Source organism: Ignatzschineria indica (assembly GCF_003121925.1).
Classification (GTDB): domain Bacteria; phylum Pseudomonadota; class Gammaproteobacteria; order Cardiobacteriales; family Wohlfahrtiimonadaceae; genus Ignatzschineria; species Ignatzschineria indica.
Genome location: NZ_QEWR01000002.1, coordinates 678,948 through 700,991 on the forward strand (window position 1 = coordinate 678,948; position 22,044 = coordinate 700,991).

Sequence of the window (22,044 nt, forward strand, 5' to 3'; positions counted from 1 at the left end):
AAAAGGAAATAATTATGAATCATATCGTTATTTTAGACGGTAAAAGATATTGGAAAGATCCCAAAGGGAACCTTGTTCCAGAACCAGCAGTAAAAGAGCTCGATAAGTTTGAAGATCAGACCGTTCGCAAGCTCGTCGTATTGGCTGAAGAGTACCAGCAGGCAGGGATTGAGTTTAAAGAGAAGATCTTCAATGAAGTTAGAGAGTTCATCGAACTCAGCGCTACCGAGTATGACACGGTTATTCAAGGTTCTAAAGGTGGTGCATCCCTATATGCATTTAATGGCGAGTATCGCATTCAGTATTCAGTTGCTGATCATATTAACTTTAATAATCGTCTCATGATCGCTAAAGAGCTCATTGATAAGTGTATTCTCAGTTGGTCTAATGGTGCATCTGATGAGATCATGGCGCTTATTAATCGAGCATTCAGTGTCGATAAAGCTGGATCTATTAACGTTCGTAACGTCTTAAGCTTAAGATCGCTCGATATTAAAGATGAGAAGTGGCTTAAAGCAATGGATGCTATTAACGATTCAATCAAAATTATTGGTTCCAGTGAATACATTCGTATCTATAAAAAAGATGAATTAGGTAAATATAGACAAATCGTCCTCGACTTCTCCAAACTTTAAACAGCATTTAACCACTGTTTAAACACAATAAAAAAGCCCTGCATTCAGGGCTTAATTTGTGCCAAATCTGTTACAATCTTCATAAATTGGCTATGCCAATCAAATTACGAGAATATGCCAAAAATTTTACGAGCTTACAAGAACGCAACTATTGCTGTTAACTACTATTTAAGTAATTCATTCAATATATGATCTATTTCAATATGCTCTTTAAGTTAAAAATAATTAATATATTAAATAGAGGATCAACAAAAGCTATCGATAAAGTCAAAACAGTTAAGATAATAACTCCAATAAAAATATCATTACCATCAATTAAAAGAGTGCAAAATCAATCCTTAATATATTATTCACAACAACATAATCATAAGGCTGATAAGATGGGGCTATTGACCTGATGAGCCCCTTCACTTAATGTGGAAGTGCGCAGTTCGCAAAGATTATGCAATAGGGATAAATATATGACCATCCATTTTAAAATCCGCACCCTCTTCTTCACCCTTCTTCTCCTCTTTTCAATGGCGACCTCCCTCTCGATGGCGGAAGATACCCCCTTAGAAGAGCGGACAGAAAAACTCAACGATATTGAGCTCAAACTCGATGATATTATTGAGCGTAAGAAAGCTCTCCAAAAGCAGCTTAAAGATAAAGCGCTCTCTGAAGAGGAGGTAGCAGATCTCAATCAACGCCTCCAAACCTTAATGCATCAACAGAAAGAATTTAATGCACTCTTCGAGCAGACAGCTCTTGGAGGAATTGACCTCTCCCTCTTTAATGAACCTGAGATAGCGCCGGAAGCAGAAGCGCAAATCAATTATGATTGGCAACAGGAAGTATTACAGATTTTGCAACCCTTCTTTGCACAGATGCAACGGGCAACTGAAAAAGCGCGAACTAAAGATCTCTTAATTGAAGATACACGTGAGCTGGCAAAAAAGATTGAACTTGCTCAATTTGGGCTCAATACCCTACAGAGTATCGATCGGGAAGATCTCAATCCTAAATCACTCGCTGCGATTACTAAGATCGAAGAGCAATGGACCGATAAGATTAAATCTTTAGAACATCAGAAGAATATTGTAGATCTAAAGCTGCAAGACCTCACCGATAATCGTCCATTTCTGGTCAAACTTTGGGACAACCTCTGGCACTTTATTACAGAAGAGGGAATCACCATTGTTATTGCTTCGGCCGCATCACTTATCTTCTACTATCTCTTTAGACAGATCATCCTTCTCTACTCAAACTATCAACAGCGCGATCGAAAGCGAACCCTCGATTTCAAATGGCGCTTTGTGATGCTTTTACTGCAAGCGGCAAACTTCCTCCTTACCTTAACGATCTTTCTTGTTATTCTCCATACGAGTGGCAATCTCATGCTCTTTGGGATTGTGGTCTTCGCTCTCTTGATGCTTGTTGTCAGCTTTAGAGCGAAATTCCCACTCTATCTACAAAAGTTACGGATCTTCCTCAACCTCGGTCAGGCGCGAGAAGGAGAAAGAATTATCTATGGCGACATTCCATGGGAGATTAAAAAGATCAGCCTCAATTATGTCTATCTCACCAACCCACTTCTCGATAATGGCACGGTACGTGTCACCATCGATCTCCTCGATAAATTCTATTCTCGCGAAACAATCACCGATGAACTCTGGTTCCCGAGTCGGAAAAATGACATCTTGCTTCTTCCTGATAAACGTATCATCAAAGTATTAAGACAGACTCCAGAATCGATCTATCTCGATCATGATGGCTCTACCATTGTGATGCCAACAGCAGAGTTCTATAAGCTTAAATTTAGCAATCTCTCCCGAGGTTATAGCTTAACGCTCAACTTTACGATGGAAGAGCCTAATCCTGAATCCCCTCTCACATTCGTTGAAATTGAAGAGAGTATGGTCAATGCCATCAAATCTGAATTTAAACATTATGAAGAAGGATTACCCAATGGCGTTAAAAATATCACCTTCTATCTACGACAGCTGCTCTCCGGCACAACAACAAGTTATCAAGTTGTTGTAGAGATGGCCCCAAATGCTGCTAAATATTATCTTCTTGCAAGAACTGCCCTCAATCGTGCGATTATTACTAATGCCCGTAAAAATGGCTGGCCAATCCTCTTAACAGAGAATATATAATAAGCGCTGAAGCAATCAATACCGCTCTATAGCATTTTATAGCGATAGAGCGGTTATCATACCTGCAATGCCCTCCTAAAATTTTCCTACAATTTCAACACATAGCAATATTTATAGGAGGTTAACCTCCCACGATTGAGAGAAAATGGCTCACTACCTTTTATCTCCTAGATACATTTCAATCACTTTTCTTCCTCTCTCCGACCTCTTTTTTCCCTTTCAGCACTCAACTGATTGCAAATAATTTTGGCAAAAGGCTGATAAATCGCCATTTGAGATCTTCTTAATCTTCACTAAATGATAAAAAAATCACTATTGATCAATATTTGATCAATTGCCGTTTTTCCCCTGATTGAAGCCTCTCTTTTATTTTTTATAGCTGAAAACTACAATATAACTACACAAAGATCTCTTCTCTTTTCTCAATAGAGGCTCACTCCCCATAGCTATCGCCTTAAAGCCCCTATGACTCTTCCTCTTAAAATGGTCGAAAAGCATTTTAAGTAGGCGCTGAGCGAACAGAAGCTAATAAAAATGGTTACTTTTAAGGTGGGTGCTCAAGAGCGGATTCACATACACCATTTTCAAAAAAGTGTCAATATTGTATCAGGTTTTATTTTTCGATACTGTTATAAGCGTTATTGGCAAACGTAGAAAGGTATTTATGAATCAACAAACTAGAATTGCAGTATTAGGCGCAGGCCCAAGCGGACTTGCACAATTAAGAGCTTTCCAAACATTACGTGACCAAGGAAAAGAGATTCCTGAAATTGTCTGTTATGAAAAACAGGAAGATTGGGGCGGCATGTGGCGCTACAATTGGGAAACCTGTACAGACCGTAACGGAGAGCCCGTACATGGCAGTATGTATCGATTCTTGTGGATCAACGCACCTAAAGAAGCACTCGAGTTTGGTGACTACACATTTGATGATCATTTCAAAGAGCCGATTCCATCCTATGTCCCAAGAGCGGTATTGAAAGAGTATGTAATCTCACGTGTTGAGAAGAACAATGTTCGTCAATATATCCGTTTCAACCATGCGGTGCGTTGGGTTGAATATAATGAAGAGACAGAGAAGTTTACTGTTTCTGTCATGGACCATAATCAGAATAAGTTAATTACAGAAGAGTTTGATTATGTTGTCTGTGCAACAGGTCACTTCTCTACGCCGAATATCCCAAGATTTGATGGTTTATCGATGAGTTCTGGTCGTGTCCTTCACTCTCATGAGTTTAGAGATGCCCGTGAATTTAAAGGCCAAGATGTCTTAATTATCGGTAGTAGCTACTCTGCTGAAGATATCGGAACACAATGTTACAAATATGGTGCTAAATCGATCACTTTTAGTTATCGTACCAATCCTATAGGTCATGATTGGCCTGAAGGTTTTACTGAAGTACCCCTTCTTGAGAGAATGGATGATGATGTTGCACACTTTAAAGATGGTACAAAGAAGAAGATCGACTCTGTCATTCTCTGTACAGGATTTAAGTTTAACTTCCCATTCCTACACGATAATGTTCGCTTAGTTGCAAAAGAGAGTATCTATCCTGAGAATCTCTATAAAGGTGTCTGCCTGATCGATAATCCGAAGATGTTCTATGTGGGAATGCAGAATCAGTACTACACCTTCAACATGTTTGATACACAAGCATGGACTGTACGCGACATGATTATGGGAACGCAGAAACTTCCTTCAAAAGAAGAGATGCGCAAAGATAGCCAGAAATGGATCGATCGTTTAGAGAAGCTCTCAACAGATCATGAGTTCATCGATTATCAAGCATCCTATATTGAAGAATTACTTAAAGGTACAGACTATCCTGACTTCCATGTTCATGAGCAGGGATTAATCCTCAAATCATGGCAGGAAGATAAGAAGGAAGATATTATGGGCTTCCGTAATAAGAGCTATAGCTCAACAATTACCGGCACATTAGCCTCTGCCCTACCAAAGCCTTGGATGGAGATTATGGATGACTCCTATCGCGGCTTTATGGCACAAGAGTTTGTTGAAGCAGAAGAAGATGCTTTAACAGGTGAACCTGTTGAGTGTGAAAAGTGAGCGTGAAAAGTAATAGAAGTCACAAAAAACTCACCAATAGAGCTCTCATCTAAAATTCTCAATGATCATAATTCTCATTGATCCTTAAGATTAGAATTGAGATCAGAAGAAAATAAGAAGTAGAGAGGCTTTATAAAGAACCCCCTTTAAGTAATCACTTAAAGGGGGTTTTCAGTATCAATCGATAATATCACGCAACTTAACGACCATGATATTAAGCAGTTACAGCAGCTTTTTTGACCGACTCTTCTAGATCATTTTTTGCCGTATGAGGATTATGCCCTGGCTTGTAAGGGTCATGTGTTGCCGTAATATCGAGCTTCTCAAAGAGCTCCTTATCGGTAATCTGGTCCGCATTAGGCGTTGTTAAGAGCTTATCACCATAAAAAATGGAGTTAGCACCCGCCATGAAGCAGAGCGCTTGTAACTCTTCGCTCATCGTTTCGCGACCAGCCGAGAGGCGCACCATCGATTTCGGCATCATAATACGTGCTACTGCGATCGTTCTTAAAAAATCAAAATCATCGACTCGCTGATTCTCTTCAAAAGGCGTTCCGGCAATCGGAATAAGGCGATTGATCGGAACACTCTCTGGTGGCGTTCCCATGTTCGCTAACTGGACTAAAAGTGAAGCTCTATCACGGACAGACTCACCTAACCCGATAATTCCCCCTGAACAGACCTTAATGCCGGCATCACGCACATAATCGAGCGTATCAAGACGATGTTGATAGCTATGTGTTGTTACTACGCTCGCATAATATTCAGGAGAGGTATCGAGGTTATGATTGTAGTAATCTAATCCGGCATCCGCTAACTCTTCCGCTTGCTCAGCATTGAGATGCCCAAGCGTCATACAGGTCTCTAATCCAAGAGATTTCACCCCTTCAATCATCATCTTAATCATCGGCATATCACGCGCTTTAGGATTACGCCAAGCTGCCCCCATACAGAAACGACTTGCGCCCGTCTCTTTTGCCGCTTTCGCTTCATTAATAACCTTTTCAACTTCTAAGAGTTTTTCTGGCTCTAACCCAGTATCGTAACGAACGCTCTGTGCGCAATATTTACAATCCTCCGAGCAGTTGCCGGTCTTAATTGAGAGCAATGTACTCACCTGAACCTTGGTAGGATCAAAATTTTGACGATGAACTGTCTGTGCTTCAAAAAGTAACTCAAAAAGTGGTTTTTCAAAGAGCGCTAATGCCTTCTCTATTGACCACTCATTTGTGTAATATTCCATTGTTGTTATTCCTCCAGCCCTTAAGAGCATTCTTAGATATAAACGTACCGTACTATCATAGGGGAAATAGAGAAGAAATGTGATTTTATTTAAGATTGTTGGTGACTCTTTACTCATTTCGTCACGATTACAAGAGGATAGATTCTTAGCATAAATTCTTCTAATCAATCCTCGTAAAAAAGCGACTCTCCTCAAAGAGTCGCCGGCACACTCTATAAATGCCTCTCTTCTTCTCTAATCTAGAGGGTATAGCCTGAATAACGGCTTAGGTAATGTATCAATATCCTCTTTGTAGAAAAATCAGCATCTCTTCGCAAAGCATACTCTTTGGCATAATGCTCAATCTCTCTTAAAGCTGGTTTTGAGAATGTGATATCCAAGTTAAGATGATACCAACGCGCCTCTTCCCAACAGTAGTAACCGAACAATGTCGACCTTCCCTCCTCTTCTACGATTTCACTTTGTTGCTCATTAACATTATTCAAGTTTTGAGCCATATTCTCTCTTAACCAAATAGCGATACGCCCAGAAGCAGGAACAACCTGTAAAGAGAGCTGGTAAGGAGATTCTCGTAGCTGATAATAGGGAGATAGGTGACTCAATTGATGGTTTGGTCGGTGGTTTGTTTGATGGTCTGATTGATGATTTGAGCTATGATCGAGATTAAAATTATTCTTATGTTGATCTTGAGATTTACGCTTTTCATCATCTCTGAGAGAGTCGATATTTTGCATATCGTGACAAATATGATCAGTTGTCATTTTTCTATCCTTTTTAGCTGAAATGTAAGGGCCGCAATTAGGAAATCGCCCCAAATAAAAGAAGTGATCTTGAAAGATCACTCCCATAGAATAAAAGAATATATTCTTCTAAGCAATCAATATATAACAAGAGAAGGTGATGACAGGTGAGTGATAGATTAATTCAGAACAATAAAAAAGATCCTAATAATCAAATTAGGATCTTCCAAGTCATGAAGATAGATAAAATCGATGGCTGAATAAGCATCGTCTATTTAGATATCAAAAATCTCATCTTCCGCATCATCCATTACGCTATTGAGACGATAGTTGGTGTTATCCATCTCCTGGTTAGCATTTTGCGTTTTATTAAGATCGAACCAGTTATCCATCCAGGAGAGCGGATTCTTCTCAATACGCTTATAGGGATTCTCTAAACCGAGGAACTGATAGAGATCTTGAGCATTCCAAAGGACCCACTCATTAAGAAGCATCTCATTGAGACCTACAATCGAGCGCCCTTCACTAAAGAGATAACGGTTCCAATCAAACTCCTGATCGATCACTGATTTAATGATCTCATAGACAGCATCCTTATTCTCATGAAGAAGCTCAACCCACTCAGGATCTTTAAAGAGGATCTCTAAAACTGCCTCATCCATCATGACGTGAACCTGCTCATCTTGGGCAATCTTCTGAACAAGTTTCGCAATACCTTGGAAAATATTTTGCTCAGCAAGTGCAAAAGTACAAGCAAATGAGCTCATAAACTCAATCTTCTCTAAGCAGTAGAGCGCAATGAAGGCACGAAGAATGACAGATTTTAACTCTCTTGAGTCGCGATCAATCTTCCCTAATTTATAGAGCGCACCATAACGATCTAACGTATCAAAACAATCGATCACCGTTGTAGAGCGGTTAAGAACTTCATCATTACGCATCACCTCTTTAAAGACCTCTTGAGGATCGGAGATACATTGACGAATAATCTCCGAATAGGTCAATGCGTGAAGATTCTCCATCTCCGACTGTTTTGAAAGCATCACCCAAAGCTCAGAGTTTGTCACAAAGGGCGCAAAGAGCGGCGCAATGGTTCTTGATGCTACAGAGTCAAGCTCCCATTGGAATGCGAGCGTCTTGACCATGATATCGTAGTTGTTCTTAGAACAGTTTAGGAGGTCCATGCGAGATTGTTCAAGATTGACCTCATCTTCAGTCCAATCCATCGATTTTTGCAATTTATAGAGATCAAATAGACGCGGATATGGCGTATTGATCGAATCATAAAGTGCTAAAGGTTCACCTAAAAAGAGTGGGTACTGACCTGTTTGCCAGTTATCATTCTTCTGATTAAATATTGATATATCTTGCATAAACTTTCTCCAGTAAAACGACGAAATTTGCAGGACTTCGTCGATTATTCAATTAAAGTGTGCATGCTCCGCCGGCGCAACTCTGATCCTCTACCTTCTCATACCCTTCATGGACAATGCCTGAAGCACTGTTGAGATAGTAGCGGGTCTTACAACCTAACTTCATCATATAGATAAAGTCAGAGAGGAGCTGTCTGCTCGAAATCGTCTGCTGATTTTGTAAATTGAGGTAGAGGTCAGCACTAATCGCTTGCCCAGTAAACTTCTGAATAATCGCATACATCTCGATAAGATCCTTAGAATCAAGATTCCAAGCGATATCATAGTATGGCGCTAACTCATCCATATCGGGAGCGAGTAGAAGATTCTTCCCTGTTCCTGAGGTCTTCATCACTTTCAAGTTACGAATGGGATAGAGACCATTGGTCGTATTTGTTAATTGTGAACTAGATTCCACCGGCATCATTGCCTCTAATACCGAGTGACGAATACCACCTTGCGCAATAATTCCTTGACGGAGACTCTCCCAATCATACACCAATGGTTGCGTATGCACACTGTCGACATTACGATTGTAGGTATCGATCGGCAACCAGCCTTCCGGATACTTCGTGCGATCAATCCATGCGGCATTCCCCTTCTCTTCTGCTAAGCGTAAGCTTGCTTTATGGAGGAAATAGGAGTGACGCTCAGCAATAAAGTGAATGTAGTTTTTACCCTCTTTTGAAGCATAGCTCAATTTTTGAAGTGCCATCTCATGCGCAAGGTTTGTGATCCCCACACCAATTGAACGACGTGCTTTTGCCGTTGTCTCAAGTGATGCAAATGGATACTCCATAATCTCAATAACATTATCAATCATCAAGGCGCAGTAGTAAGCGACATCTTCATACTCCTCTTCCGAGACACGCCCTACCACTATTGAGGCGAGAGAACAGAGACCGATCTCCCCTTCAGGGTCGCTTGAGTAGAGATCAGGCATACCGGTATAAGGTTTTGTCGGCAGTGCAATCTCAAGACAGAGATTTGAAGAGTAGATTGTATCTTTAAATGGGGTATGACGATTCATCTCATCGATATAGGTGAGATAGATTCGCCCCGTTTCTGCCGCTTCTGTTAATGATTTAATCGCAATATCACGTGCTTTGACTAATGTCTTTTCGATAGAATCATCTGCTAAGACACGCTCATATTCTTCTTTAAACGCTTCATAATTTTCACTATAGAAGAGCTCATAAAGTTTTGGTGCATGGAGCAGACTTACTAACATCCAATCTTCATTACGCGCCACTTTCTCAACAAAGTAACGATTCACTAACATCGCATAGTCGATATCACGAATACGTTTTTGCGTGATGGTTGTTGGATTTTTCAAAACTAAAAGATCGAAAATTTCAGGATCTAACACATTGAAATAGACCGTTGCCGAACCACCACGAGATGCTTGCATATTGGCATGTACGGCCGATTGAATCATCCGATAATAGGGTAATTTCCCTTGATGCACAACGCGCCCCTCTTTCACCGGATCACCTTTCGAACGGGTTAAAAGATGGGAGCCGATTCCCGCTGAAGCACAGGTCATCATATAAGCGATATGGTCACCCACCGCTAAGCTCTTCACATTATCTGCCGTGGTATAGACACAGCATGAAGCATAACCTTTATGGGGTGTACGCATATTAATCAACATCGGCGTAGGCGTATTGATCTTTAACTCATTCAGATAACGATAGAGTTTCTTAATATCTTCCATACGGCGTTCACGAGGTTGGTTCTGCATATTTTGCATCGCCATCCCCATAAACATAAATTGAGGCGACTCTAAGCAGAGTCCTGTTACACGATTGCTGATCAAGTAACGATCTTTCATCTGACGAAGCGTTGTGTAGTTATAGTTGATATCGATATTGTGATCGATAATCTCCTCTAGCGCCTCTAACTCTTCACGGGTGTAATCCATCGCTTCCCAATGGTTAAGCGCCACCATATGATCATAAAACTCAGGAAGCGTTGGAATCTTTTTAAAACCGCCAAAAGCCTCTTTATAGATCGTTCCAATTAAAAGGCGACCTGCCATCTTTAGGTGCTGATGATCCTCACGTTCAACACAAGCATCAATCATCGCTTTATGTAGTTCTAGCGTTGTGCAACCGTCATAACACTTACGGTAAGCCTCTAAAGCGATCGCACTCCAATCAACCTCATAATGAGCGGCAAATTCAGCCCATTTATTGAGTTTATCGGCATCGAACTTCTCTCGTTCGCCATTACTTTTAACTACGTAATTAATCATCTCAGCACCCTATGTCAATTTGAAATTTTAAGTTTTTCTCATCACTAAAAAGCAAAAAATTCCCGCCTCCGACCTGATGATGAGAGATGGAAATTTGTTCAACAATTGCTTGACTCATTAATAAACGATGGGAATAAATGATGAGAAAAACTCAAGATAAATTTGAGAGACTACTATACCACTCTTATCACTTAATCGTAAGCAGAAGACTTGGCCGTTTTCTCTTCTATTGCCCACTTGAAATGGGTAAAAGATAGGAATCATAGCCTCTTTCAATGGTTCTCATCACTTACAAAATTAATTTAAATTTATAACTTGAAAAACTCTTTTTTACTGCCTACAGACTTCTCGGCAATCAATTTAAAGTCTCTACAATCAGCTAATTACCGATCAATTCAAAACTATCTCTCCACCACTAATTGCTATAAACTAATCAGACTCTCTGAAAGATATCTCTCTCATTTGCGCCCTCTTTTTCAAAAAAGAAGGAGGATTATTTCAAGAACCCTTTTTGAGATGCCTTATAAGATCCCTTATAAGATTAAGATCGATCTTAAATACTCGCTAAAAAACCATCAATTAACACGCTCTATCCCCCACTGTTGGCACCCTATTTTCTCAAGGTAAAAAAGTACTCTTCCACTCTGCGCTCTGCATCTACTTTTAGAAGAAGATATCCTCTCTGAGAACCACCGCGAGGATAGCGAATCGCACCGGGACTAAAGAGTTGGATGCCCTCAATCTCTTTTGCCGCCGGAATATGAAGATGACCATGAAGCGCAATATCAGCATGATTGATTTTAGCTCTCTTAATGACCGTAGCTTCAACTTCGCGATAGCTAGCGATATGACCATGAGTCAGATAGATTCGTCTCCCGGCAATCTCTACTACATTCTCTAAAGGAAAATTAAGGCGATTATTAGGCGCGATATGAGGATCATTATTACCGGTAACGCCATAAAATGGCAGCTCGGGAAAAATATATGCCGCCTCTAAAAGTTCCTCGGCACCATCCCCTAAAAAGAGCACTGCTGAGATTCGATTCTCCCATCGAGTGATAATATCGATCACGCTTGCAAGATCACCATGAGAATCTGAAAGAACGAGCAATAACTTATCTTCAGGCTTCAAAGTTGCCTCGATCTTTTCACGCAATCGATCCTCTCCCTCATCCCATTGCTTAATCGGCTGTCCAATCTCTTTCATTGTTTCTCCTATCGCCTCTTTAAATCTTCTTTAAATCTTCTTTAAATCTCTATTCCGCAGACAGATATCTCTATCCCCTTACTGAAACTTTCTCTAAAGATCCCAAATCGTCTCGGGATAAGGGAAATCAGCTTCTCTTAATGGAGGTGTGTGATAAAAATGTTGTAGCGCTGCTATCAATTGCTCTCCACGCGGGGGAATTCCTTCATTGAGCATCTTGATCACTTCCTGCTGTACTCGCTGTTGAAATTGAAGACGATCGGGTTCAAAATCACCGGCAAGATTATCGCAGCTTACAGAAAATTTGCGGCCACATGCTTGCGAAAAGAGCCACTCTAAGGCTTGAGGTCGAATCTCATGCGCTTCAAATTGAGCTTGAGTCGCTTCATCCCGGCCATCGGGGCAATACCAATAACCAAAATCGACTAACTGACGTCGCTCCCGACCGGCAATACACCAGTGGGCAATCTCATGAAGAGCGCTCTGAAAAAAACCATGGGCAAAGATAATTCGATGATGGGGAGAATTTGCATCTGCCGGCAGATAGATCGGCTCATCATCCCCTTTGACTAAGATGGTATTTTCACTCTCCAAAAAAGTGTTATTGAAAATCTCAATCAGATCCTCATAGTGATGATTCATGATACGCTCCTACTCATTGATCAATAATTTTGATAATAGATTGATTCTGCCCCGTTATAATCTAGGGCGCTATTTTACCATAAGCTAATCCTTCACTTCTTGACTAAGAAGCAAAAGGAGATAGGTATAAAAAAAGAGATCAGAAGAGATCAGAAGAGATAAGAGAGAGATAGAAAAAAAGAGGGTGGAAAATAACAGGCAAATTTTAACTTTGATATTTTTGACTTTGATATAGTAGAGTGCAATATCGATATTTCACCCCATTTAATCGATCGACTCTTACAAAGTGTCAATAGAATTATGACCTCGCTCATACCATGAACAAGAGACATAATTATAGAGATAAAAGAGGAGTGATAAGCTCTTGACAAAATCAGACTTCACTACCATCAGCCCACCCTATTTCCGCTATCTACACCAAAGAGTTTTATTATGATGGAGAATACCCTGACGCCGGCACTCAATAATCGCTCGGCATTAACGAAGATGTCGATCGCCATGATCCTTTTTGGATCTGTTGGCTTCTTTTCTCAACGAAGTGGCATTCCTGCTCTCGAGCTCGTGTTTATTCGTTGTATCTGCGCTAGCCTCTTTTTGGGGCTCTTTTGGTGGCTGACAGGTCAACTACGCCGAGAACGCTGGATTCCTAAAGAGGTTATAAAGATCTTAATCTGCGGCATCTTCTTGATCCTCAATTGGGTCTACTTCTTCAAGGCAATCGAAGAGAGTGGCGTCACGGTTGCGATCTCCATCTACCATCTTGCGCCAGTTATTGTGATGATTCTAGGGGCATTTATCTATAAAGAGCGGCTCACCCTCATTCCGCTATCGGCCATTATTATCTGCTTTATCGGTACACTAGCGATTGCAGAGATCAATCAAACAGAATCAGTTGCCGACTTTTTCAGTAAAGGTTTAATTTACGGGCTTCTTTCGGCACTTTTCTATGCCCTCTTAACCTTAACCGGCAAAGGCTTTAAATATGCGAGCTCCTACGCCATCACCACTATTCAGGTACTCTTTGGGGCACTTCTTCTTGCTCCCTTTATCGACTTCTCCCTCTTTGAGAATTTAACCGCTCTCAACTGGTTCTATATCCTCATTACCGGCTTTGTCCATACCGGCATTGTCTTCTATCTCTTCTTCGACTCCATTCGCTCACTGAAAACAGAAACGATTGCACTTCTTGTCTTTCTCGATCCCCTCGTTGCGATTTTAATGGATATCTTTATCACAGGATTCTTCCCTTCTCCCGAGCAGTGGATCGGCATTATTGCGATCTTTGGTGGAATGGCATTGACACTCCTACCACGGAAAAAGGTTAAAAATAGAGATTCAAAATCTACATTAAAAAATATGGGTTAAAAATAAATAATCCTCAGATCAGATTCAAATGACTTTGTTGCGCCAAAAATGGTCTCCTCATGATACAATTAGCCCCCATTAACATCTGTTGATAATACCCCTCAACCTCTATAACGATCTGATATTATTATGATTCATTCAAACCGTGGTTTTCTTCTTCCGCTCCTCTGCCTCTTTGCGGCAATGATCTCGATCCAAGGGGGCGCAACATTAGCAAAACAGCTCTTTCCTTTAGTAGGTGTAGAAGCGGTTACTGCTTATCGCCTAGGATTTAGCGCTATTATTTTGCTGATCATTTTCAAGCCTTGGAAACGGAAGTTACAGGTTGGATATCGTCGTTATCTTCTCTACTATGGGATCACTCTGGGAACGATGAATTTCCTCTTCTATCAATCAATTAAAACTATCCCGCTTGGAATCGCGGTAGGATTAGAGTTTACGGGCCCTTTAGCTGTTGCTCTCTTTGCTTCACGTAGAAAGATCGACTTTCTCTGGATCGGCTTAGTCGTCCTCGGATTATTAGCGCTCATTCCTTTTCAAGATAGTAGCTCAATTGATCTGTTAGGGGTCTTCTATGCATTAACAGCTGGTGTCTGTTGGGCACTCTATATTGTTTTTGGTCAAAAAGCGGGGAACTACTATGGAACAGCCACTGTCGGTATTGGAGCAGCGATTGCCGCGATTATCTATGTACCTATCGGTGTTGCAAGTGGCGGATTTGGGATCTTTGCGCCACAATATCTACCAATGGCGATCGCCGTTGCCGTCTTAACTTCAGCACTCCCTTATGCACTTGAAATGATGGCATTAACTCGAATGCCGGCAAAAACATTTGGGACATTAACCAGTTTAGAACCCGCCATTGCCGCGATCTTTGGATTTATTATCTTAAGCGAAGTCCTCTCTACGGTACAGATTGGTGGGATTTTAGCGATTATTATCGCCTCTCTCGGCGCTTCCCTCTCCTCAAAACCGATTGAAACTGTTAAAAAGGTGGATTAAAAAAGATGCCATTTGATCGAGACTTTAATCAATATCAACAGAAAAAAGGGACAAAAGGTCGCTTTGGAAAGTGGATCGGTGCAATCCTCCTCATCTTTCTTTTACTCTTTATTATGAATCATCTTGTTAAAAAGAATGTTGCAGAGCTCATTGAGCAACAGCAAACGACAAAATTGCCGGCTGATCATTCACAGATTATTCACAATAATCTTTGATCAGCTATCAAGCATCAAAGCGTCGCTTCACGAAGTTGAAATTTCTCTCTTATCCCATATTGACATTCTCTTAAGAGAGAATAAAATATATTCACGATTAACAACTCTCCTAATTTTATGCGCTTTAGCGACAAACAGCAGTACAACCATTCTTCTCTTTTTATTGCCCGATTCTGTCTTCTCTGCTATCGGCGCGGGTGAACTCACCTCTTGATGAATCCTCCTCGATTCATCGATGATCCTTAATCTTGGGTCATCACTCTCAAGCACAATCAAAAACTATCAGAAAATATCAAGTCTAAGTGGGAATCTACTAGGCACAATCACGATTGCCTATCCCAACTTATCAATTATCGTTATTTATATACGGAAACTATTATGAACAAAGCGTGGATTTACGTTGCGCTCACCTCTATTTTTGAGCTGATATGGCTTTATGGATTTAATGTAGCATCAACCTGGTGGCACTGGGCGATCGTTGGTGTCTTTGTCCTCCTCGACCTTAACTTTCTTGCGAAAGCTTGTGAAGGGCTTCCTACAGGTACGGTCTATGCGATCTTTGCCGCAAGTGGTACGGTCGGTACAGTCCTGATGGATTACTTCCTCTTTGATGAAACCATCACAGGAGAGATGCTCTTCTTCATGGGGATTATTTTAGTGGGGGTTTTAGGACTCAACCTCTTTGATGTCAATATTCGAGAAGAGGAGAATGCATAATGGGAATCTCATATATTACAATCGGCTGGATTTTTGTGGCGCTTGCCTCTGTTGCAGAACTTGTGGGTGTCTTTGGATTGAGCCTCTATAGCCAAAATAGAACCTTGATCAATCGAGTTCTCTACTATGGGGGGATCTTTGCATCATTCGCCCTTCTCTACTTCTCATTCCGCTTTTTACCGCTCAGTATCGCTTATACGGTCTTTACAGGTGTGGGGACGGCAGGAGCGGTTATTCTTAATATTATATTTTTCAATGAATCGAAAAATATTAAGAGAATTTTAAGCTTAGCGGCAATTATTGTAGGTGTCGTCGGCCTACAGCTCGTCACGGCAACACAATAAATAAGAGAGTGCTCTCAATAGCATAAGATGAGATCAATCGAAAAAGTGTGGATCAGTCTCCACACTTTTTTTATCTCATCGATAAGATCTCTTCACGATAGAAGAGTGCTATTGATTGGGCTACCATTGATAGCTGAGTATCGGTTAACTAAGTATGGATTAATTGACTATGGGTTAACTTACTTTAGGTCAATAGCATCATGATCTGCTCATGACTAAAACGCAGAAGTTGATAGATAATAAATAGCATCATCAGAGCAATCAAGAGATTGAGAATCCGCCAAGTTAACGGCTTTCGGAAAATCGGTGCTAATTTTGTTGCGGCATACCCCAAACTATAGAACCAGATACTCGATGCCGTCAAACTCCCTAACAGAAAAGCGATCTTATGCTCATCCTCAAGCGTCCCGGCAACTCCGCCAATAATCACAATCGTATCGAGATAGACATGAGGGTTGAGTAACGTAATCGCCAATGTTGCCAAAATAACTGATCGCAGTGAGGATCGCCCCTCATAATATCCTGTACTCATCACCTGCTCTTGGAAGATCGCACGTAATGAGTTATAGGCAAAGATCGCTAAATAGAGCGTCCCGAGCAGTGCTAAAATAAGCTGCAAAATAGCATTTTGCGCCACCATTGTGCCGATTCCTAAAACACCAACCGACATTAAGAGAAAATCGCAAAGAAAGCAGACTGTTGCAACCCAAAAGATATGATTATTCTCTATTCCCTGTTTTAAAACATAAGCATTTTGCGCACCGATAGCAACAATGAGTCCAAACGATAGCAAAACACCCTGTAGATAGATCTGCCAAATCATAACTTCCCCCCCTTATACCTTTATCGGCTTTCTTATGATCTCTCATGAGATGATCTCTCATGAGATCTAGCGATCTTTGATGATCTTTTTATTTTTTAAGTTCTTTAAGCTTTTTAAGCTTTTTTAAGTCATAAAAAAATATTTACAGCAACCGAAGTCACTGTAAATATTTTTATCAATACTCTTATTACGCATCTCTTCAATCTGAATATTGATACCCAATATTGATACCCAATATTGAAGAGATGATTCTTTATAACAGAAATGTTAAACGTTAGATCTCGCGAGCTAATTTCTCAGCAAGTCCAACATAAGTTGCCGGCTCTAGTGCTTTAAGTTGCGCTTTCACTTCTGGAGCAAGCTCTAACGTATCGATAAACTCACGCATCTGTTCAATATTAATACGTTTACCACGGGTGAAATCTTTCAATTTCTCATAAGGATTCGCGATACCATCACGGCGCATCACTGTCTGTACTGCTTCCCCTAATACTTCCACGTTTGCATTAAGATCTGCCATTAAGGTTTCAGCACTTACTTCGAGCTTACCGTGACCTTTTAAGAGACTGCTAAAACCGATCAAGGTGTAACCGAAAGCAGATCCGACGCTACGAAGTACCGTAGAATCACTTAAGTCACGCTGCATTCTCGAGATTGGAAGCTTCTCTGCAAAATGGATAAAGAGTGCATTAGCAATACCGAAGTTCCCTTCCGCATTTTCAAAGTCGATTGGATTCACTTTATGTGGCATCGTTGAAGAGCCCACTTCGCCGGCAATCGTGCGCTGTTTGAAGAAGTTGTGGCTAATATAGTTCCAGACATCACGCGCCCAATCGATCAAAATGGTATTGATACGGGTCATTGTGTGTGAAAACTCAGCGATATAGTCATGGCACTCAATCTGAGTTGAGTAAGGGGTAAAAGTTAAACCAAGATCTTGCGTAATAAAATCTTCTGCAAATGCCGGCCAATCGAACTCAGGATAGACTACAACGTGCGCATTATAGTTCCCCACTGCGCCATTGATTTTGCCTAAAAACTCTGTGTTTTGTAACTGCTTAACCTGTCTTTCAAGACGATAGATCACATTAGCGATCTCTTTCCCTAAAGTTGTCGGTGTTGCTGGCTGCCCATGGGTTCTTGAGAGCATCGGAATCGCAGCAAATTGATGTGCCATATCACGCATAGAGGCGATCACCTCTTGAAGTTGTGGCAAAACAACATCATTAATCGTGCTCTTAAACATCAGACCGTATGAGAGGTTATTGATATCTTCTGAGGTACAGGTGAAGTGAGTAAACTCTGATGATGCCGCAAGTTCTGGGTGATCTTTAACCTGATTTTTGATCCAATACTCAACCGCTTTTACATCATGGTTCGTTGACTTTTCAATCTCTTTGACCGCCATGGCATCTTCAGGAGAGAAATTCTCATAGAGCGAAATTAAGAATGCTTTCGCCTCCTCCCCAAATGAAGGAATCTCTTCAAAATGCTTTTCAGAGGCAAGCTTAATTAACCACTTGATCTCAACCATCACACGATAACGAATTAAACCATACTCACTCACCTCAGCCACTAATGGCTCAACACGACTGGCATAACGACCATCGAGTGGAGAGACAGATAACACAGAATGAATACTCATAATATTTCCTTTATTAAGTACTTAAGCACGAATTCGAGTAGATAATAGCGCTGCACAGATCAGCAATATCCAACCGACAATAAAAAAGAGACCGCCTATAGGCGTCACCAATCCCAAATTTTTAACAGATAAGAGCGCGATGAGATAGAGGCTCCCTGAAAAGAGAATAGTCCCTATCAAAAATGAAAAACCCGCTAAACGGAGAAGTTTAGGGGTTGTTAATAGAAGGAGTAAAATTCCGATAATAATGAGAGCGATACTATGAATAAATTGATACTGAACCGCAGTTTCCCAGATCTCTTTACCGCGCCCTACAAGTTGATCACTTAAGGCATGTGCGCCAAAGGCACCTACCATAACCGCTAATCCAGCTAAAATAGCACCGATGACAATAAAGGATCGGCTCAATACTGCTCGATCACTCACCATCTCCTCTCTCTTCCCTTCCATTCTCTCTCCTTATTTGATCTCAGCCCACCCTCAACTCATAATGACGCTAAGATCTAAACTCCAAAATTTTAAAAGTTTAAAAGTTTAAAAGTTTAAAACTCATCCTCAAAAGCTATTTCCAAGCCTTTGCAAGCAGATGATCAATCGGCGATGGATCAGGTCTTGCAATCACCGCATCCTCTTGATAAACAACAATCGGTCTTTCAATCACAATAGGATTTTCCACAACAAAGGCAATTTTTTGATCCTCATTCCAAGTGAACCACTCTTGAGAGATCTTCTGAAACGGTGTTTCCTTCATTCGAATAATGCCATCAATCCCTACCCCTAACTTTGTAAGGAGTGAACGGATCATCTCAGCCGAGAGCGGCTCATCAAGATAATTGATCACCTGATATTCAATTTTTTTCTCATCAAGATATTCACGTGCTGCTCTCGATTTTGAGCAATCGCCATTATAGATAATTTGCCACATATTTGACTCCATTCGATATCGCCATATCACGCAATATCAATTATATTTACCTTCAATATTCATTTAAAATCATTTAAAATGCGCGCCTATTCTACCATTTCTCCCACTATTTAGATATAGAGGAACAGAGGGAGAGAGCGCTTAAAGTGATCGTTTGCTATTTTCTGACAACAGATAGAGCCAGGCCTCTCCCTCTCTAATCGACAGATTAATCCCATTTTCGGTAACAACCTCATTAGAATAGGTTAATCCAGAACCCACAGCTAAGTTATATTGAACAAGGGGCCACTTCACTCCAGAAAGATTGACGCCTCTTAGATCCCTCAAGGCGATAAGACTGACTGTCGTTCCAAGTGGAGGGGTAAAGCGATAATCTCTTCCCGGTTCTATAAAGTGAAGCGTCTCAATACCATCTGTATGAATAAATGTTGTATGGGGATATTGTAGTGGCAAAAAGAGAAGAGCCGCTTGATGATCGAGTCGCCCGCCTACTCCTCCTAACAGAAGAAACTGATCAATCTCTTGCTCTCTTGCAAGTGAAATTGCTAGCTCTGTATCGATCTCATCCTTCTCAACAGGATAACCTACCTTCTCTCGGTAAAGTGTGGGTGAAATCTCTAGCTTTTCACTTGAATCGAAATCTCCAACCCAAAAATCTACCGCAACTTCACGCGCTTTATTGACTTTATTGAGTGTTAATAATGCCTCTGCTTTATCAACTCCTTTATCGACGGCAATCACCATCGCATCTTGAAACCAATCACCAAACATGGAAATCACTGCTTCAAAGTTGACTGCTCCAGGCAGAAGAATCACAGCTCGAGTCGACCTCTTACTCACTACTCACCATCCTCAGATGCAGTAGTAGAAGAGCCTTCTGCTACACTGCCTTCATCCTCTAGGTTCTCATCTAAATCATCCCCTAAATCATCAATATTCCCGTCTAAAATTCTCTCCTCTCTTCCGGCAAGCGGATTCTCAGGAAGTGCATCAATCACACGTTGAGGTGGAATATCGGCAATCACATCAGCACGCTTTGGGGTAAAGATTAAGGTCGTTAATGCCTCATTGAGTGGTACCCACTCCAATGTTTTAATCCTCATTAAAGCAATCACCGGCACATGAACCGCATTAGCAAGATGCATCACCGCCGTCTCAACAGAGATTATAAGATCTGAAGCTGCCAACATCGCCGGCAATTGGAAGAAATTATCGAGCGCACTAAAGGGGGCTGTATTTTTTAACTGATGCTTCTCTATTAAAGCGGTAATCTCAGGAAATATTTCAGGGATACCATTAATAATAAAGAAGCTATTTTGCCACTGAGGCTGTTGCTGCATCAGCTCGATTAATTCCCGAACCTGCTCTAACTTCCAGGATCGACGTGGATTTTTAGCAATGTGGTTGATAAAAACAATCGGCTGCTCTGCTGTAACGCCCCACTTTTTAAGTTGCTTCCGTGCATCTTTTTGCCACTTTTTGGGAATTCTCACAAAAGGATAGCGCTCCTCTGGAAAGAGCATAACTCCCCCTATTTGAGAAAACCAGTAAGCATAATCATCACTAATATGGCGATCATTCCCATTATGGGGTTTGATAACTTCAATTGTGGCATCCAATTTTTTAAGATCCAATTTCTCTCGAATTTGATACCAGCGATAACGAATATCCATCCCCATCGCAAATCCATCAGGGCCGGCAATATCTCGTGCTAATCCTGCACCATTGAGTGATGCTAAGGTCTCAATTGAGACAACGATGGGATATTTTTGTAATTTCGCTTCCACAATCGATTCAAGGCGAAGTGCCGGCGAATAGTTTTTATTGTAGATCTTATCGAAGATGCCACATTTCCCGACCCAATCGTAGAGGGAGTATTTCTTCAAAAAGGGCCATTTTTTCGGATCATTGGTGCAACGAACCTCTTCAATAAAGAGATCGATCTTTAAGTGAGGATAAGCTTCCTTAAACGCTCTAAAACCATTTTGAAGATAGGTAAAGTCACCAATTGCAAGATGAGCAATAAAAAGGATTCTTTCAGCATTAGCTAGTTGTTCTGCCGGGATCTTCCCAAGCTCTAACCTTCTTCGCATAGTAATATGGGGCTCGCCCTCTTCTAGAAAGGTCTCACCTTCTGCCTTAAATTGATAGCGTTCATAAAATCCCTTTGCCGCTAATTGCGCATGCAGAATCACTTCACGGCTCTCAGCTAAGACCGCCATCTTCTTTAAGGCCTCTTTTAAGAGAAATTGCCCTAATCGATATCCACGATATGTTTTAAGAATTGCCACCCGTCCTACTTGATAGACGCCATCGCTATTGAGAAAAAATCGAAGTGTTCCGATCGCCTCTAAATTCGATCGATCGGTGGTGCTATTCTTACTCTTACCCGAAGAGAGGCCCATCTCAGCAGCTTCTAGAGCAAGATCGTGCTCAATCATTAAATCAGCACTCTCGATACTCTCTGCACTTGTCATCTGCTCCTGACGATCCCGATAGAGTAGAAGATGCCATGAATTTTGATCCATCGCATCATGATCGATCTCAGCGGGGAATCCCTGCTCTTGTGTAAAGACGGTATCTCTAACCGCTAACGCATCTTGAAATGCAGATGCCTTATCCCCTTTAATCCAGATAAATTTCATAGAAAAACCTCTCAATAACGA

At 41.0% G+C, this 22,044-nt stretch carries 20 protein-coding genes; 8 read left to right on the forward strand and 12 right to left on the reverse strand.

Annotation, left to right across the window (positions count from 1 at the left end):
• The first annotated feature begins 14 nt into the window (after positions 1–14).
• The 3 genes from DC082_RS03075 to DC082_RS03085 all read left to right on the forward strand — a co-directional run bounded on the left by DC082_RS03075 (position 15) and on the right by DC082_RS03085 (position 4,841).
• A complete protein-coding gene (locus tag DC082_RS03075; RefSeq protein ID WP_109235705.1) occupies positions 15–635 on the forward strand; it encodes a DUF3164 family protein in 621 nt (206 codons plus the stop codon).
• Positions 636–1,096: 461 nt separating this feature from the next.
• On the forward strand, positions 1,097–2,773 hold the full coding sequence (locus tag DC082_RS03080) for a hypothetical protein (protein ID WP_109235706.1): 1,677 nt from the start codon (positions 1,097–1,099) through the stop codon (positions 2,771–2,773).
• 664 nt (positions 2,774–3,437) lie between these two features.
• Positions 3,438–4,841, forward strand: a complete 1,404-nt coding sequence (locus tag DC082_RS03085; protein WP_109235707.1) for an NAD(P)-binding domain-containing protein — start codon at positions 3,438–3,440, stop codon at positions 4,839–4,841.
• Positions 4,842–5,055: 214 nt separating this feature from the next.
• Here the strand turns inward: DC082_RS03085 and bioB are convergent, their stop codons facing one another.
• From bioB to DC082_RS03115, 6 genes are all read right to left on the reverse strand, one after another.
• A complete protein-coding gene (gene bioB / locus DC082_RS03090) occupies positions 5,056–6,084 on the reverse strand; it encodes a biotin synthase BioB (RefSeq protein WP_109235708.1) in 1,029 nt (342 codons plus the stop codon).
• 239 nt (positions 6,085–6,323) lie between these two features.
• A complete protein-coding gene (locus DC082_RS03095) occupies positions 6,324–6,845 on the reverse strand; it encodes a hypothetical protein (RefSeq protein ID WP_109235709.1) in 522 nt (173 codons plus the stop codon).
• A gap of 254 nt (positions 6,846–7,099) precedes the next feature.
• The gene (locus tag DC082_RS03100) at positions 7,100–8,197 is read right to left on the reverse strand and encodes a ribonucleotide-diphosphate reductase subunit beta (protein ID WP_094567108.1); all 1,098 of its coding nucleotides are present in this window, start codon (positions 8,195–8,197) and stop codon (positions 7,100–7,102) included.
• Between the two features lie 52 nt (positions 8,198–8,249).
• Positions 8,250–10,493: a ribonucleoside-diphosphate reductase subunit alpha gene (locus tag DC082_RS03105; RefSeq protein WP_109235710.1), complete on the reverse strand. Its 2,244-nt coding sequence runs from the start codon at positions 10,491–10,493 to the stop codon at positions 8,250–8,252.
• A gap of 610 nt (positions 10,494–11,103) precedes the next feature.
• Positions 11,104–11,700: a YfcE family phosphodiesterase gene (locus DC082_RS03110; RefSeq protein WP_109235711.1), complete on the reverse strand. Its 597-nt coding sequence runs from the start codon at positions 11,698–11,700 to the stop codon at positions 11,104–11,106.
• Between the two features lie 93 nt (positions 11,701–11,793).
• A complete protein-coding gene (locus DC082_RS03115) occupies positions 11,794–12,342 on the reverse strand; it encodes an elongation factor P hydroxylase (protein ID WP_109235712.1) in 549 nt (182 codons plus the stop codon).
• A gap of 432 nt (positions 12,343–12,774) precedes the next feature.
• Between DC082_RS03115 and DC082_RS03120 the strand changes: the two genes are divergently transcribed.
• From DC082_RS03120 to DC082_RS03145, 5 genes are all read left to right on the forward strand, one after another.
• Complete coding sequence (locus DC082_RS03120) at positions 12,775–13,707, forward strand: DMT family transporter (protein WP_229821544.1); 933 nt, start codon at positions 12,775–12,777, stop codon at positions 13,705–13,707.
• Positions 13,708–13,836: 129 nt separating this feature from the next.
• Positions 13,837–14,709, forward strand: coding sequence for a threonine/homoserine exporter RhtA (gene rhtA / locus DC082_RS03125; protein WP_109235713.1), 873 nt, complete (start codon positions 13,837–13,839; stop codon positions 14,707–14,709).
• 5 nt (positions 14,710–14,714) lie between these two features.
• Positions 14,715–14,924 (forward strand): hypothetical protein, encoded by a 210-nt coding sequence (locus DC082_RS03130; RefSeq protein ID WP_109235714.1) that lies wholly within the window; start codon positions 14,715–14,717, stop codon positions 14,922–14,924.
• Between the two features lie 378 nt (positions 14,925–15,302).
• A complete protein-coding gene (locus DC082_RS03140) occupies positions 15,303–15,641 on the forward strand; it encodes a DMT family transporter (protein ID WP_189363297.1) in 339 nt (112 codons plus the stop codon).
• Positions 15,641–15,985 carry a DMT family transporter gene (locus DC082_RS03145; protein WP_275665716.1) on the forward strand — a complete coding sequence of 115 codons (345 nt, stop codon included), beginning with the start codon at positions 15,641–15,643 and terminating at the stop codon, positions 15,983–15,985. Before DC082_RS03140 ends, DC082_RS03145 begins: the two co-directional genes overlap by 1 nt.
• 184 nt (positions 15,986–16,169) lie before the next feature.
• On the opposite strand, the gene DC082_RS03150 is transcribed toward DC082_RS03145, so the two are convergent.
• The 6 genes from DC082_RS03150 to DC082_RS03175 form a co-directional block, all read right to left on the reverse strand.
• Entirely contained in the window at positions 16,170–16,808 is a 639-nt protein-coding gene (locus DC082_RS03150; protein ID WP_109235717.1) for a LysE/ArgO family amino acid transporter, read from the reverse strand.
• Positions 16,809–17,082: 274 nt separating this feature from the next.
• Positions 17,083–18,453 (reverse strand): adenylosuccinate lyase, encoded by a 1,371-nt coding sequence (gene purB / locus DC082_RS03155; RefSeq protein ID WP_109235718.1) that lies wholly within the window; start codon positions 18,451–18,453, stop codon positions 17,083–17,085.
• 21 nt (positions 18,454–18,474) lie between these two features.
• Positions 18,475–18,903, reverse strand: coding sequence for a DUF423 domain-containing protein (locus DC082_RS03160; protein WP_229821546.1), 429 nt, complete (start codon positions 18,901–18,903; stop codon positions 18,475–18,477).
• A gap of 112 nt (positions 18,904–19,015) precedes the next feature.
• Positions 19,016–19,378: an ArsC/Spx/MgsR family protein gene (locus DC082_RS03165; protein WP_157957393.1), complete on the reverse strand. Its 363-nt coding sequence runs from the start codon at positions 19,376–19,378 to the stop codon at positions 19,016–19,018.
• 141 nt (positions 19,379–19,519) lie between these two features.
• Positions 19,520–20,218 (reverse strand): thiamine diphosphokinase, encoded by a 699-nt coding sequence (locus tag DC082_RS03170; RefSeq protein WP_133243676.1) that lies wholly within the window; start codon positions 20,216–20,218, stop codon positions 19,520–19,522.
• Positions 20,218–22,023 carry a GNAT family N-acetyltransferase gene (locus tag DC082_RS03175; RefSeq protein WP_189363298.1) on the reverse strand — a complete coding sequence of 602 codons (1,806 nt, stop codon included), beginning with the start codon at positions 22,021–22,023 and terminating at the stop codon, positions 20,218–20,220. The genes DC082_RS03170 and DC082_RS03175 overlap by 1 nt, the downstream gene beginning before the upstream one ends.
• Positions 22,024–22,044: the final 21 nt, after the last annotated feature.